At 70.9% G+C, this 13,708-nt stretch carries 18 protein-coding genes and 1 pseudogene; 13 read left to right on the top strand and 6 right to left on the bottom strand.

Features of this window, described 5'->3' with window-relative positions; translation table 11 throughout:
- The first annotated feature begins 54 nt into the window (after positions 1-54).
- Positions 55-948: a LysR family transcriptional regulator gene (locus ND450_RS14910; protein ID WP_253326723.1), complete on the top strand. Its 894-nt coding sequence runs from the start codon at positions 55-57 to the stop codon at positions 946-948.
- Here the strand turns inward: ND450_RS14910 and lexA are convergent.
- Positions 945-1,604 (bottom strand): transcriptional repressor LexA, encoded by a 660-nt coding sequence (lexA, locus tag ND450_RS14905; protein ID WP_253326722.1) that lies wholly within the window; start codon positions 1,602-1,604, stop codon positions 945-947. The two genes, ND450_RS14910 and lexA, sit on opposite strands and share 4 nt — an antisense overlap.
- A 127-nt stretch (positions 1,605-1,731) precedes the next feature.
- Between lexA and ND450_RS14900 the strand changes: the two are divergent.
- The 4 genes and pseudogenes from ND450_RS14900 to ND450_RS14885 all read left to right on the top strand — a co-directional run.
- A pseudogene (locus tag ND450_RS14900) lies at positions 1,732-1,995 on the top strand (GNAT family N-acetyltransferase); the annotation flags it as partial.
- Between the two features lie 70 nt (positions 1,996-2,065).
- The gene (locus ND450_RS14895) at positions 2,066-2,656 is read left to right on the top strand and encodes an RNA polymerase sigma factor (protein ID WP_177229606.1); all 591 of its coding nucleotides are present in this window, start codon (positions 2,066-2,068) and stop codon (positions 2,654-2,656) included.
- Complete coding sequence (locus ND450_RS14890) at positions 2,649-3,686, top strand: CU044_5270 family protein (protein ID WP_253326720.1); 1,038 nt, start codon at positions 2,649-2,651, stop codon at positions 3,684-3,686. The genes ND450_RS14895 and ND450_RS14890 overlap by 8 nt, the downstream gene beginning before the upstream one ends.
- Positions 3,687-3,729: 43 nt before the next feature.
- A complete protein-coding gene (locus ND450_RS14885; protein ID WP_253326719.1) occupies positions 3,730-4,287 on the top strand; it encodes a TetR/AcrR family transcriptional regulator in 558 nt (185 codons plus the stop codon).
- Here ND450_RS14885 and ND450_RS14880 read toward each other — a convergent pair.
- Positions 4,234-4,722 carry a MarR family winged helix-turn-helix transcriptional regulator gene (locus ND450_RS14880; protein WP_253326718.1) on the bottom strand — a complete coding sequence of 163 codons (489 nt, stop codon included), beginning with the start codon at positions 4,720-4,722 and terminating at the stop codon, positions 4,234-4,236. The genes ND450_RS14885 and ND450_RS14880 overlap by 54 nt on opposite strands.
- A gap of 96 nt (positions 4,723-4,818) precedes the next feature.
- On the opposite strand from ND450_RS14880, the gene ND450_RS14875 reads away from it, so the two are divergent.
- Positions 4,819-5,589, top strand: coding sequence for a DUF4142 domain-containing protein (locus tag ND450_RS14875; protein WP_253326717.1), 771 nt, complete (start codon positions 4,819-4,821; stop codon positions 5,587-5,589).
- A gap of 15 nt (positions 5,590-5,604) precedes the next feature.
- Positions 5,605-6,756 carry an FAD-dependent oxidoreductase gene (locus tag ND450_RS14870; protein ID WP_253326716.1) on the top strand — a complete coding sequence of 384 codons (1,152 nt, stop codon included), beginning with the start codon at positions 5,605-5,607 and terminating at the stop codon, positions 6,754-6,756.
- A gap of 40 nt (positions 6,757-6,796) precedes the next feature.
- Here ND450_RS14870 and ND450_RS14865 read toward each other — a convergent pair whose 3' ends face one another.
- Positions 6,797-7,165, bottom strand: a complete 369-nt coding sequence (locus tag ND450_RS14865) for a helix-turn-helix domain-containing protein (protein WP_253326715.1) — start codon at positions 7,163-7,165, stop codon at positions 6,797-6,799.
- Positions 7,166-7,249: 84 nt separating this feature from the next.
- Between ND450_RS14865 and ND450_RS14860 the strand changes: the two genes are divergently transcribed.
- The 5 genes from ND450_RS14860 to ND450_RS14840 are packed head-to-tail and all read left to right on the top strand — an operon-like array spanning position 7,250 to position 10,553.
- On the top strand, positions 7,250-7,645 hold the full coding sequence (locus ND450_RS14860) for a nuclear transport factor 2 family protein (protein ID WP_253326714.1): 396 nt from the start codon (positions 7,250-7,252) through the stop codon (positions 7,643-7,645).
- 52 nt (positions 7,646-7,697) lie between these two features.
- Positions 7,698-8,837 carry an AI-2E family transporter gene (locus ND450_RS14855; protein ID WP_253326713.1) on the top strand — a complete coding sequence of 380 codons (1,140 nt, stop codon included), beginning with the start codon at positions 7,698-7,700 and terminating at the stop codon, positions 8,835-8,837.
- A 23-nt stretch (positions 8,838-8,860) separates the two neighbouring features.
- On the top strand, positions 8,861-9,358 hold the full coding sequence (gene msrA / locus ND450_RS14850; RefSeq protein WP_089912529.1) for a peptide-methionine (S)-S-oxide reductase MsrA: 498 nt from the start codon (positions 8,861-8,863) through the stop codon (positions 9,356-9,358).
- Positions 9,337-9,837 carry an MOSC domain-containing protein gene (locus ND450_RS14845; RefSeq protein ID WP_253326712.1) on the top strand — a complete coding sequence of 167 codons (501 nt, stop codon included), beginning with the start codon at positions 9,337-9,339 and terminating at the stop codon, positions 9,835-9,837. The genes msrA and ND450_RS14845 overlap by 22 nt, the downstream gene beginning before the upstream one ends.
- The gene (locus tag ND450_RS14840; protein WP_253326711.1) at positions 9,834-10,553 is read left to right on the top strand and encodes a polysaccharide deacetylase family protein; all 720 of its coding nucleotides are present in this window, start codon (positions 9,834-9,836) and stop codon (positions 10,551-10,553) included. Before ND450_RS14845 ends, ND450_RS14840 begins: the two co-directional genes overlap by 4 nt.
- On the opposite strand, the gene ND450_RS14835 is transcribed toward ND450_RS14840, so the two are convergent.
- Entirely contained in the window at positions 10,550-11,422 is an 873-nt protein-coding gene (locus tag ND450_RS14835; RefSeq protein ID WP_253326710.1) for an SDR family NAD(P)-dependent oxidoreductase, read from the bottom strand. The genes ND450_RS14840 and ND450_RS14835 overlap by 4 nt on opposite strands.
- On the bottom strand, positions 11,422-12,147 hold the full coding sequence (locus ND450_RS14830; protein ID WP_253326709.1) for an SDR family oxidoreductase: 726 nt from the start codon (positions 12,145-12,147) through the stop codon (positions 11,422-11,424). Before ND450_RS14830 ends, ND450_RS14835 begins: the two co-directional genes overlap by 1 nt.
- 93 nt (positions 12,148-12,240) lie before the next feature.
- Here ND450_RS14830 and ND450_RS14825 point away from each other — a divergent pair, with 93 nt between their 5' ends.
- Positions 12,241-12,912, top strand: a complete 672-nt coding sequence (locus ND450_RS14825) for a TetR/AcrR family transcriptional regulator (protein WP_253326708.1) — start codon at positions 12,241-12,243, stop codon at positions 12,910-12,912.
- Here ND450_RS14825 and ND450_RS14820 read toward each other — a convergent pair whose 3' ends face one another.
- Positions 12,913-13,662 (bottom strand): NPP1 family protein, encoded by a 750-nt coding sequence (locus ND450_RS14820; protein ID WP_253326707.1) that lies wholly within the window; start codon positions 13,660-13,662, stop codon positions 12,913-12,915. It abuts the gene before it with no gap.
- Positions 13,663-13,708: the final 46 nt, after the last annotated feature.

The raw sequence follows: 13,708 nt of genomic DNA, 5'->3' as shown, positions 1-13,708 counted from the left end.
CCACAGGACATCACAGATCCGGTGGACGCCGAGTCCTGAGCTATAAGCTGACTTATGGCTTCGACCTTGACGGACCTGGACCTGCTGGTGACGTTCCTGGAGATCTACCGGGGCGGCTCGCTGACCAGCGCGGCGTCGCGGCGCGGCCTCACCCAGCCGGCGGTGAGCGGGCAGCTCGCCAAGCTGGAGAAGCAGCTCGGGACGACGTTGTTCGTGCGCACCAGCCGCGGGGTCACGCCCACACCCCGTGCCGACGACCTGGCCCGCAGGGTCGGCCCGCACCTCGACCAGCTCACCAGCGCGCTCGACCCCGAACCGGCGCTCGACGGCGTCGTCAGGATCGGGGGAGCGGCGGAGTTCATGACCGTCAGGGGCCTGCCCGCGCTCGCGCCCCTCACGCGCAGGGGCCTGCGGCTCGAGGTCGCGTTCGGCCTGGCCGACGACCTGCTCGCCGACCTCAGGGGCGCGAAGCTCGACGTGGTCCTGTCCTCGGTCCGCCCGGCCGCCGGGTTCACCGCGACGCCGCTGACGGACGAGGAGTTCCTGCTGGTCGGCGCGCCGCTGCTGGCCAGGACCGTGGACCGGGACCTGCTGGAGAACGACCCCGCGCGCGCCCTCGAACACCTGCCGCTCGTCGCCTACTCCGGTGACCTGCCGATCGTTCGCCGCTACTGGCGCAGCGAGTTCGGCAGACGTCCGCGGAACGCTCCCACGATCACCGTGCCGGACCTGCGCGCGGTGCTGGCGGCCGTGATCGCCGGGGCGGGCGTCTCGGCTCTGCCGCGCTACCTCGCCGAACCCGCGCTCGCGGCGGGGTCCGTCGAGCAGCTGCACCACCCGGAGGTCCCGCCGCTCAACACCCTCTACGTCGTCACCCGGGGCACGACCACGGCGGCGACCGACGCCGTCGTGGAGCACCTCGGGTCACGCGACTGGGGTGTGCTCTAAACGCTGCGCAGCACCGACACGACGATGCCGAGGATCACGGCCTTGTCACCGTCGATCACGGGGTACGCCGCGTTGCGCGGCTCCAGGTACACGTGGCCGCCCTTGCGCTGGTACACCTTGACGGTCGCCTCCTCCTCGATCATGGCGGCGACGATCTGCCCGTTGTACGCCTCGTGCGTCTGCCGGACGACGACCGTGTCGCCGTCGCAGATCGCGGCGTCGATCATCGAGTCACCGCGCACGCGCAGCGCGAACACGTTGCTGCCGCGGCCGACCAGCCCGCGCGGCAGGTGCAGCACCTCGTCCACGTGCTCGATGGCGGAGATCGGGGCGCCGGCGGCGATGTCACCGACGACGGGCACCGAGATCGAGTCCTCCGAAGCCTGACCCGGCACGACGGGCGCGCCGCTCAGGAACACCCGCACGTCCATCGGACGCGTCACCGAGCCGCCGCGCTTGAGGAAACCCCTGTCCTCCAACGCGGCCAGGTGCTTCGAGACGCTCGACGACGACTTCAGGCCGACCGCCTCGCCGATCTCGCGGGTGCTGGGGGAGTAGCCGTGCTCGACGACCCAGTCGCGGATGGCGACGAGGATCCTCTGCTGGCGTTCCGGCAGCACCGTCGTGTCGAGCTCGAGATCGTCGTAGGCGGTCATCCGGCGATAGTAGTAATCCGCTTGCCGAACACGATCGGGTGGTCGTTCGATCATGAGACGACCTCTGCCCGGGTAGGAGAACTCGTCCGGCTGCGCGGCGTCGAACCGGAGGACTGTCCACCCTCCGCGATCCGCTGCCGCGCAACGGGAATGGGCGCAGAGGACGGCGTTGAAGGGGCAGGACGAGAGGGTGTTCCCCGCCGTCGGGTCACTGGCGGACAACGCGGTCGCAAGCATGATGACGACCAGCGAGACCGACCACCGCGCGGGCCGGTTCTCCCACGGGATCGCGATCGGCACCGGCCACAAAGGACGCGGCTACGCGACCGAAGCGGTGCGGTTGCTGACGTGCATGTTCGCCGCCCGCCACCCGTTCCCGCGCGAGATCTGACCGGCTGACCCACGATGTGGCCGTGAGCACACGCCGGGAACGCTCCTGGGGGCTGCGACCAGGTAGGTCCGTGCGAACCCGAGAGGCGCCCGTGGCGCTGACACCAGAGGAGGCGCCGGCCGTGCTGGACGAGGCCGCGTTGCTCGACCTCTACGAATCGACGGCCGAGCGGCTGCACCGCTACGTGGCTCGGCGGGTCGGTGCCGACACCGCGCAGGACGTGGTCTCCGAGGCGTTCCTCGTGCTCTGGGACCAGCGGGCGGGCCAGGCCTACGACGCCGACGCCGTCCGCGCCTGGCTCTACGGCGTGGCGACGAACCTGTTGCGCGGCCACGTCCGCGCCGAGGAGCGCAAGCTGCGGGCGTGGAGCAAGGAACACGCGGCCCGCACCGACGAGGCCGACATCGGTGACCGGGCCAGCGCCGCGGCGGACGCCGGCACGCTCGCCGGGCCGCTCACCGCCTGGCTCGCCGAACTGCGCGTCGAGGAACGCGAGGTCCTGCTGCTGCACGCGTGGGCCGACTTCACACCCGCCGAGATCGCCGTGGCGCTCGACGTCCCGGTGGCCACCGTGCGCACCCGGTTGCACCGCGGCCGGGCACGGCTGCGCACCCGCCTCGCGGCGACCGACCACGACTTCAAGGAGGACAGCCATGCCTGAGTCCCAGTCCGAGACCCTCGACCGCGTGCTCGACGCCGCGCTGTCGCGCGCCGGTGACGAGCGCGTCGAGTTCGACGTGGCCGCCGGCAGGGCAGCCCTGGCCGCCGCGCTGGAGGACCGCACCGCGCGACCGGCGGAGCGCAAGCCCCGTCGCACCCGCTGGCTCGCCGCCGCGGCCGCCGTCACCGTCCTGACGGGAGCGGCCCTCGCCGCCTCGACCGCCGACTTCGGCGGCACCTCCGCGACCGCCGCCGAGCAGCTCGTCAGGGCCGCCGACCTGGCCGCCCGCGTCGTCGAACGCCCGCTCGCGCCCGGCCAGTTCCGCTACGTGCGCAGCCGGTACGAGGGCATCACCGTGGAGGGCGACGGCGGCAAGGCCAGTGCCACCGACCTGACCCAGGAGGAGTGGGTTCCCGCCGACCGGCGCGACGAGTGGATGTTCCGCAACCAGATCAACTCGGTGAGGTGGCTGGAGGGCCACGAGGGGCAGGGGCGGCCCGACGCCGGCACGTCGTTCAAGGACGGCCAGGAGTTCCGCGGCAAGTGCGGCAAGTACTCCTACTACGCCGAGGGGCAGCCGGACCGCTGCACCAACGGCTCGTTCCACAACCCGACACCGGAGTTCGTCGCGGCGCTGCCGAAGGACCCGGCCGCGGTGCTGGCCAGGCTGCGGGAGGCGGGGCAGGCCGGGGACGCGGGCGCGCTGGTGCAGGCGGGTGCCGCGTTGAACTCGGGGCAGTACCCGGCCGAGGTGCGGGCGAGGATCTTCCGCGCGCTCGCGCTGCTGCCCGGCCTGGTCGTCACCGACAAGAGGGCCAACCTCGACGGCAAGGAAGGCGTCGCGCTCGGCCTGAAGCACTTCGACGACTTCACCGAGATCATCGTCGACCCGGACAACGGCGACTACATCGGCAGCCGGGCGACCGTCGCCGAAGACCTCCCGCCGGAGAAGGGCGGCCTGGAGAAGGGCACCGTCCGCAGTTCGTCGGCGGTGACCACGAAGATCGTGGACGCGCTGGGCGCCCGCTGACCGCCCGAGGTGCTCGACGAGGGCCGCGAGCTAGGTTGAGCGGGTGCCCAACTCAGCCGACCGCGGCCGCCGCACCCGTGAACAACTAATCGACGCCGCCGCCGCGCTCGTGGGCGAGGTCGGCTGGGGCGCCGTGACCACGCGGCTGGTCGCGGAACGGGCGGGCGTCAACGCGGCCCTCGTGCACTACCACTTCTCGTCGGTGTCCGAGCTGCTGGCGACGGCCGCGCTGCAGCACGCGACCCGGATCCTGGCCGAGTCGGCGGACGCGCTGCGGGAGACGCCGCCGGCGGAGGGCGTCGAGCGGGTCTTCGCGGACCTGTCCCGCTTCACCGGCACGGATCCGGAGTCGTTGCTGCTGACCGAGGCCTTCCTCGCCGCGCACCGGCTGCCGGAGCTGCGGGAAGGCCTCTCGGCGCTGGTCACGGACTTCCGGGCGCGGGTCGCCGACTGGCTGCGGGCATCGGGCGTCCAGGACGCCGACGCGGTGGCGTTGCTGCTGAGCGCCGCCCTCGACGGGCTGGTGCTGCACCGCGCGCTGGACCCGTCAGTCGACCCCCGCGCGGTCGCGGGCCCGTTCCGGCGTCTCGTCACGGGCTGACCAGCGGGGTTCGCCCCCGGCCTCGGCGAACGCGGTCAGCGCCTCGACCAGGCCGTGCCGCAGGTGCTCCGGCATGCGCGCGACGATCCTGCCGATCTCGGCGCGGCGCCGGGTCATCACCTCGGTGACCACCCGGCTGCCCTCGGCGCTCGCCACGACCACGACCTCGCGCCTCGTGACGGGATTCGGCGCGCGGTCGACCATGCCGGACGTGATCAGGCGGTCGATCATGCGCTTCGCCGTGGACGGGTTGACCTCCAGGAGGTCGGCGAGCGCGGTGAGGCTCATCGGCCCGCGGCTGTCGAGCAGCACGACCATGCGGAGCTGCGGCAGCGTGAGCGTCTCCTCGACGGCGGCGAGCGACCGCGCCGACACGGCTACCAGCAGGCGGGACGCGGTGAGGACCGCGTCGGTCAGGTCGTCGACATCGCTCACTCCCGTAGTTGTACAGGGGCCCGCCGGCGGTAACGAAACGATAAACATTGCACTGTGCAACGGTCAGCGGGTCGTCGCTCGTCCGTACCTCCCGGCATGCGGATACTCCTCGTGGCGATGCTCGCGTTGGTGGCCGGAGCGCAACCCGCGTTCGCGCAGCCGGACCTGGGACCCGACTACGTGCAGACGCAGTTCGGGCCGATGGGTCCGGCGGGACGTGACCTCCTGCAGAAGGTGGCGCTCGCGGGGCTGTGGGAGGGGCCCGCCGGGCGGATGGGGCTCGAGAAGTCGGCCGACCCGAAGGTGCGGGAGGCGGGCCGGCACCTGATCGACGGGCACGCCGACCTGGACAGGCGCACCGCCGAGCTCGCGCGGACGTTCGGCGTGCAGCTGCCCACGCGGCCCAACGAGTCGCAGCAGGGCTGGCTGGACGAGATGCAGGCCGCGCCCGCGCGCAGTGCCGAGTTCGACCGCGTGTTCGCGAACCGGCTCCGCGCGGCGCACGGCGTCGTCTACAAGTTCCTCGCCTCCGTGCGCACGGGCACGCGCAACACGGCGATCCGCGACTACGCCAAGGTCTGCATGGACACCGTGCTCGACCACATGACGGTGCTGGAGGCCACCGGGATGGTCGACTTCGGCGACACCGAGGCGATCCCGCTGGCCCTGGTCGCGCAGCCTTCCTCCGTGGCGCCGTCCGCGTCGGTGCCGCCGGCGCAGTACTCCCAGCCCCAGGTCCAGTCCCAGTCCGAGTCCCAGTCCGACGGCCTGCCCGACGGTGCGATCGGGCTGGGCGTGCTGGCGCTGGTGGTGGCGGGTCTGTGGTTCTGGACGAGCGGGCGGAGCAGTCGACGGATGCACCCGTAGTGCTAGATTGGGCACATGCCCAAGTCGAACGCCCAACAGAGAGCGCTGATCGTCGGAGCGGGGATCGCCGGGCTCACCACCGCCTGGTGGCTGGAGCGCGCCGGCTGGGACGTCCGCGTCGTGGAGAAGGCGCCGTCGTTCCGCGAGGGCGGCTACATGATCGACTTTTTCGGCCCGGGTCACGAGGTGGCGCGGCGGATGGGCCTGCTGCCCGCGCTGGAGCGGTGGCGGGCGCCGATCTCGTCGGTGACGAGCGTGGACTCGCGCGGGCGTCGGCGAAGTGAGATCTCCACGGCCGCGTACGAGGCGGTCGCGGACGGGGTGATCAGCCTGCTGCGCGGTGACCTGGCCTCGGTGATCCGTGACGACGTGCGCGCCCCTGTCCGTTATGGCACAACGGTTTCGGCCGTGGACGACGGACTGGTGACGTTCTCGGACGGGACTTCCGGCGAGTTCGACCTCGTGGTGGGCGCGGACGGCGTGCACTCGCGGGTGCGGGAGCTGGTGTTCGGGCCGTCGTTCGTGCGGTACCTCGGCCACCACGTGGCGGCGTTCTCCGTGCGGGACGCCGCTCTGAGCGAGCGGATCGGGTACCGGTACCAGATGCTGACGGTGCCGCACCGGATGATCGGCTGCTACGCCGTGCGGGACGGCGCGACGGCCGCGCTGATGCTGTGCCGGGCACCGTCGGCGGAGGTACCCGCCGATCCGGCGGCGGCGCTGCGGACGCGGTTCGGCGACCTCGGCTGGGTCACGCCGTCCCTGCTCTCGGTCGTGCCGCAGGACGTCTACTACGACGAGGTGTCCCAAGTGGACATGCCGGTGTGGCATCGCGGCAAGGTCGTGCTCGTCGGTGACGCGTGCGGGGCCGTCTCGCTGTTCGCCGGCCACGGGGCGTCGCTCGCGATGGCCGGCGCCTGCGTGCTGGCGGAGGAACTGTCCTCGGGCTTCGACGGCGCTTTCGTGCGCTACCAGGCGCGGATGAAGCCCGCCGTGGAGCGCACGCAGGAGTTCGGGCGGCGGTTCATCGGCTGGATGGCGCCCTCGTCGGCGTGGCGGATCTCCGTGCGCGACCTGGTGTTCCGGCTCTCCGGGCTGCCCGTCGTGCGGAGGCTCGTCCGGGGCTCGCTGGTGCCGGACGTCGACGGCGTGCTCACGCCAGCCTGAACACCTCGCGCAGCTCGTCGTCGCTCGCCGAGAGCCTGCGCTAACGGGCGTCGTAGCTCTCGCGGTTCACGAGCACCTCGGCGATGTGCTCCTCCGCCCACCGGCACAGCGCGAGCAACGGCTCGTGCAACGTGAGCCCGAGCTCCGTCAGCTCGTACTCGACCCGCGGCGGCACCTCGGCGAACACGTGCCGCGTGACGAGCCCGTCGCGCTCGAGGTCGCGGAGGGTCTCGGTCAGCACCTTCCCGCTGATCCCGTCGAGCCGTGCTTTCAGGTCACCGAACCGCGTGCGTCCGCCGCCCAGCACCGACACCGCCATCGCCGTCCACTTGTTCGCGATGCGCGCGAGGCTGGTGCGGGAGGGACAGGTGGCCGCGAGCACGCTCCAGTCCGGCATGGTCTGTGACATGGCGTACATCCCTCCAATGGTTACGTTGAGGTAATTGGTTACTTTTCGTGAGCATAGGTCAACCGCAACAAAAAGGAGAGACCTATGACCACCCCGCTCGCCGTCGCCACCGCCTACTTCGAGGCGCTGGAAGCCAGCGACTTCGCGACCGTCGCCACCTACTTCGCCGACGACGTGGTGTGGCACCAGCCGGGAGAGAACCAGTTCTCGGGCGTGCACCGCGGCAGCGACGCCGTCGGGGCGATGATCGGCGGGATGATGGCCGTGTCCGAGGGCACCTTCTCGTTGCGGCGCAACGCCCCGTTGATGGTGAACGGCGAGGTCGTGGCGGCGCCGGTGCACTGGACCGGCAAGCGGTCCGGGGCCGGGATGGACGGCGTGGGCGTCGACCTGATGCGCGTGGTGGACGGCAGGGTCGTCGAGGTGTGGCTGTTCACGGCCGACCCGGCGGAGGAGGACGCGTTCTGGGGCCGCGGCTAACGAAACGGCATGTCTGCCACCCCTCAGGCCGGGGTAACGACAGACTGTGGGCGTGGAACGGGATCGCAGGTGGGCGGACAAGGGTGAGGCCATCGGGCACGGCGTGAGCTGGCTCGCGCGGTGGAGTCTGCGGGCGGCGCTGGCCGCGCTGGGCTTCTGGATGGTGTTCTGGCTGGTCGGCAAGCTGTGGGTGGTCGTGATGCCCGTGCTGCTGGGTCTGCTGATCACGACGGTGCTGTGGCCGCCGGCGCGGTGGATGATGTCGAAGGGCCTGAACGCGGCGCTGTCGGCCACGATCGTGCTGCTCGTCGGGCTCGGTGTGCTGGGCGGTGTCATCGCGGCGATCTCGTCGTCGATCGCGTCCGGTGTGCCCGAGATCGCCCAGAGCGCGCAGAAGGCGATCACGCAGCTGCAGGACTGGGCGTCGGGCCCGCCGTTCAACCTGCGCGGCAGCGACCTCGACCGGCTCATCTCGCAGGGCGTCGAGCAGCTCAAGTCCAGCATCGGGTCGATCGCGGGCGGGCTGCTGACCGGGGCGGGCGCGGTGACGTCCGGGCTGGTCACCGGCGTGGTGGCGTTGCTGCTGGCGTTCTTCTTCGTCAAGGACGGCATGCGCTTCACGCCGTGGGTGCGCGGCGTGATCGGCGAGCGGGCCGGCGCCCACGTCACGACGGTGCTGGAGCGGATCTGGGTCACGCTCGGCAGCTTCATCCGCAGCCAGGCGATCGTGTCGCTGATCGACGCGGTGTTCATCGGGCTCGGGCTGATCATCCTGGGCGTCCCGCTCGCGGTCCCGCTGGCCGCGCTCACGTTCCTCGGCGGGTTCGTCCCGATCGTCGGCGCGTTCATCGCCGGTGCGCTGGCCGTGCTGGTCGCCCTGGTCAGCAACGGCCTGACCACGGCCATCATCATGCTCGCGATCGTCATCGTCGTGCAGCAGGTCGAGGGCAACGTGCTGCAGCCCATCCTGCAGTCGCGCAGCCTGCGCCTGCACGCGGCGGTCGTCCTGCTCGTCGTCACCGCCGGCACCTCGCTCTACGGCATCGCGGGGGCGTTCTTCTCCGTGCCGGTCGCCGCGGCCGTGGCGGTCGTCATCCGCTACCTGGGCGAAGTCATCGAGGCCCGGTCCGTAAGGGTTCCGTCACATCCCGACGGGGATGATTCGGGCGAGACCGAGCGTTCTCCTGAGTGAACACCGAGAAGAGGAGCGTCACAGTGACGGAGAAGGCAGTTCTCGCGGGCGGCTGTTTCTGGGGCATGCAGGACCTGTTCCGCCGCCACCCCGGCGTCGTCTCCACCCGCGTCGGGTACACCGGCGACCCGAGCACGCCGAACGCCACGTACCGCCGCCACGGCAACCACGCCGAGGCCATCGAGATCACGTTCGACCCGGAGAAGCTCAGCTACCGGCAGATCCTCGAGTTCTTCTTCCAGATCCACGACCCGTCGACCCGCAACCGCCAGGGCAACGACATCGGCGCCAGCTACCGCTCGGCGATCTTCTACACCGACGACGTGCAGAAGAAGGTCGCGGAGGAGACGATCGCCGCGGTCGACGCCTCGGGCAAGTGGCCGGGCAAGGTCGTCACCGAGGTCACGCAGGAGTCGGACTTCTGGCTGGCCGAGCCGGAGCACCAGGACTACCTGGAGCGCTACCCCAACGGCTACACGTGCCACTACGTGCGGCCGGAGTGGCAGCTCGGCGAGCGTTGATCGAGATCGTCGCGCTGCACGTCTCACCCGTGCACGCCTTCGAGGGCCGTCCGTCGGACGGCCCTCGTCCCGATCCCGGACCTGTTTCGCGTGACCACGTCGTCGTCCGCGCCGGGCTCGGCATCGTCGGCGACCGCTACTTCAACCACCCCGCGCACCGCAACGCGGCGGTCACCTTCATCTCGGCCGAGTCGCTGCGGGAGTGGTCCGCGGACCCGTTGCTGGCACGCCGCAACGTCGTGGTGCGCGGGTTCGACGTGGACGCGCTGCCGCGGGGGACCGTGTTCAGCCTGGACAGCGGCGACGGGCCGGTGCGGTTCGAGGTCCACCGGCCGGCGCACCCGTGCGCGTGGATGGACCAGGTGATCGGGCCTGGCGCCTTCAAGGGATTGCGGGGCAGGGGTGGCGTCCGCTGCGTGCCGCTGGACGACGGGGTGCTGCGCACCGGAAAATCCGCCGTGGCCATGATGGACGCATGAAGTGGTTGCGCCGCAAGCCGACGATCATCACGGCGGTGGGCCTCACGCTGACGCTGACCGTCGCGGTCTCCCTCTGGAACGTCGCCAGTGCCCGTACCTTCCAGTTCTTCGGTGACCTGGTCGACCGCGTCGAGACCGACGAGAAGCTGGTCGCACTCACCTTCGACGACGGCCCCGACCCGGCCGGCACCCGGCAGGTCCTGGACCTGCTGAGTGCCGAGCAGGTTCCGGCCACCTTCTTCCTCATGGGCCGCGACCTCGAGAAGCACCCGGACCTCGGCAGGCAGATCGCCGAGGCCGGGCACGAGATCGGCAACCACACCTACAACCACCCGCGCATGATCGGCGTGCTGCCCGGCACAGTGGCCAAGGAGGTCGAGGACACCGACGCCCAGATCCGCCGCACGGGCTACACCGGTGACATCCACTTCCGCCCGCCCAACGGCAAGAAGCTCTTCGCCCTGCCGCGTTACCTGCAGCAGCACAACCGCACCACCGTGATGTGGGACGTCGAACCGGACTCCGAGGGCACGCCCACCGCCCAGGAGATCGCCCAGCGGACCCTGGCCGAGACCACGCCGGGCTCGATCATCCTGCTCCACCCCATGTACGCGGGCCGGACCGAGACCCGCCAGGCGCTCAAGCCGATCATCACCGGCCTCAAGGAGCGCGGGTACCGGTTCCTCACCGCGTCCGCGCTCCTGGCCGGACGCTAGATCAGGTCGGCCAGCTCCACCCGGCGCAGGAACTCGCCGCGCACCCGGTCCGCCACCGCGTTGACGACCTCGGCGCCGTCGGACGACGGGTCGACGTGCACGCGGAACGGCGGCTTGGCCGCACCCACGACGTCCACGATCGCGTCCGCCACGGCACCGACGTCCGCCCACGACGGCTCCAGGTCGGCCAGCCGTTCGCCGACCTGGTCCATCAGGCCGGGGTAGAGCTCCTCGTACTCCGCGGCGCGGGCCGTGTCGGCGGGGGTGCCGCTGTGCGCGAAGTGGTTGGTGCCGTGGGTGAACGCGCCCGGCACGACGATCGTGGTCTCGATGCCGAACCGCAGCAGTTCGGCGCGGTAGGAGACCGCGAGGGCGTCCATCGCCGCCTTGGCCGCGAAGTACGGCGCGAGGTATGGGGGAGTGCCGCCGCGCGTCGAGCTGGAGCCGACCCACACGACGTGGCCGGAGCGCTGCCCGCGCAGGTGCGGCAGGGCGGCGCGGTTCACGCGCTGGGTGCCCAGGACGTTGACGTCGTAGAGAGCCGCGTACTGCTCCGGCGTGAACGCCTCGGCGGGGCCGGTGACCATGTGGCCCGCGTTGTGCACGACCACGTCCAGGCGCCCCTGCGCGGCGATGATCGACGCGATGGCGGCGTCCGCGGACTCCTGGGACTGCACGTCGAGCTCGACGGCGTGCACGTCGGCCTCGTTCTCGGCGCCGAACGACTCCAGCTCCGCGACGGCGGAGGCGTTGCGCCCCAACGTTTCCCGCATGCCCGCGTAGGCCGTGTGGCCGGCGAGGGCCAGCCTGCGGACGGTCAGTGCGCCGAAACCGCTCGACGCGCCCGTGACGACGATGACCTGGCCCATCAGATGATGCCTCCGTTCGCACGAATGGTCTGGCCGTTGATCCACCGGGCGGGACCGGCCAGGAACGAGATGACCTCGGCGATGTCGTCCGTGGAACCGAGGCGCTCCAGGGGCGGCTGCTTCGCGAGGGTGTCGATGGTCGCCTGGTCCTTGCCGTCGAGGAACAGCTCGGTGGCCGTGGGGCCGGGGGCGACGGTGTTCACGGTGATGTCGCGGCCGCGCAGCTCGCGGGCCAGGACCAGCGTCAGCGCCTCGACGCCGCCCTTCGACATCGCGTAGGCGCCGTACTGCGGGAAGCGCAGGCCCACCACGGACGACGAGACGTTGACGATGGCGCCGCCGTCGCGCAGGGTCCGCGCGGCCTGCTGGTTCACGACGAACGTGCCGCGGGCGTTGGTGCGCATGATCTTGTCGAACGTGTCGAGGTCCATGTCCGCGACGGTGCCGAGCGGCATGATGCCGGCGGAGTTCACGACGACGTCGACACCGCCGAACGTCTCCGCGGCCAGCGCGAACGCGGCGGTCACGGCCTTCTCGTCACCGACGTCGGCCTGGGCGGCGACCGCCTGGCCACCGTTCGACCTGATCTTCTCGACGGCCTCGTCGGCCGCGGTCCTGTTGCCGGCGTACACGATCACGACGGCCATTCCGTCGGCGGCGAGACGCTCGGCGGCAGCCCGACCGATACCCCTCGATCCCCCGGTGACGATCGCAACGCGAGTCATGACAAAGCTCCTAGCTGCTGTTTCCGTTGAAACCTCAATTAACGTATCACTGATATCGAATCAGCGCTACCGGTGATGTGTTATCGTCGTTACATGGACACGAGGGAGCGGCTGGTGAAGGCTGCGGCCGACCTGCTCGTCGAGGGCGGCAAGGAAGCGGTCTCCACGCGCGCGGTCGCGACGGCCGCAGGGGTGCAGGCGCCCACGCTGTACCGGTTGTTCGGGGACAAGGACGGGCTGCTCGACGCCGTGGCGGCGCACGGGTTCGCGGGCTACCTCGCCTCGAAGCAGGCGATGGGGGCCACCGGCGACCCCGTGGACGACCTCCGCCGGGGCTGGGACCTGCACATCGGCTTCGGCCTGGCGCGACCCGCGTTCTACCTGCTGATGTACGGCGAGCCGCGCAAGCGCGAGGCGCGGCTGGAGGCGGACGCGATGCTCCGCGAGATCATCGGCCGCATCGCGTCGGCGGGCCGTCTGACGGTCCCGGTCGAGCAGGCGGCGCAGTTCGTGCACGCGACCGGCCTGGGCGTGGTGTTGGCGCTGATCGCGACGCCGGAGCAGGACCGCGACCTGGACCTGATCACGTTCACGCGCGAGAACGTGATCAGGGCGATCACGAAGGACGCCTCACCGGACGAGCCGACCGACGTCCCGACCCGCGCGATCGCGTTGAAGGCGGCACTGGAAGAGGACCCGCCCCAGATGCTGTCGCACGCGGAACGGGTCCTCCTGGCCGAGTGGCTCGACCGTGTCGCGAAGTGATCAGGCGTTCGGGTCGAACGGGATCCCGGCGGGCTTCGCGCTGCTCAGGTTGTAGTTGAACGCGCTGTCCTTGATCGCCAGGGACGCGCTGCCGAAGTTCGCGTTCACGAGCTTGTCCCGCACCCCGGCCGGGAAGCGGTTCCAGCTGACCAGGTCCGGGTACTGGTAGACCCCGTAGTGGTTCTCGGCCTGCTCGCCGTTGCCCGCCAGCCGGAAGCAGTGCGTGCTGGCGCCGTCCTTGTGGTAGATGATCTTCGGGTGGGTTGCCTCCCACTGCACGTTGGCGCGCGGGTGGGTCTTGTACTTGCCGTGCTCCGACGTCGAGACGTACTGGGCCACGTCGTTCTGCACCCAGACGACCACGTGCTCGATGTCGTGGCGGTGGCCGCAGCAGTCGATCAGCGGCACCGCCTGGTCCTTCTCGAAGTACAGGTCGTACAGGTAGGCGCACCAGCCGTTGTTGCACTTGGAGCGGCTGTAGGAGTTGGTGTTGTCCAGGTCGGACTGGTCGTGGCAGTTGCCGTTCAGCGCGCCCGAGTTCTTCAGGCCGGGCGCGATGTCACCGGTCGGCGAGATCGCCGGGGTGGGGTAGCAGCCGTCGCCGTCGTAGTCGAAGGCCGGCTGCCACTTGCCGTCGGCCTCCTCGTAGTTCGCGGGGATGGCCCTGGGCGGATCGGCGAGCGCGACGCCGGGCACGAGCACGGTGATCAGCAGGGCGCCGGCGAGCGCGGACAGGAGCTTCTTCCTCAACTTCAGCCTCCGGTGTGCAGGGGAGCGGAAGGCCTTGCGAGGCAGA

The organism is Lentzea sp. HUAS12, assembly GCF_024125735.1.
Classification (GTDB): Bacteria; Actinomycetota; Actinomycetes; order Mycobacteriales; family Pseudonocardiaceae; genus Lentzea; species Lentzea albida.
Note: the sequence above shows the minus strand (reverse complement) of the source record. Positions and strands in the feature narration are given on the sequence as shown.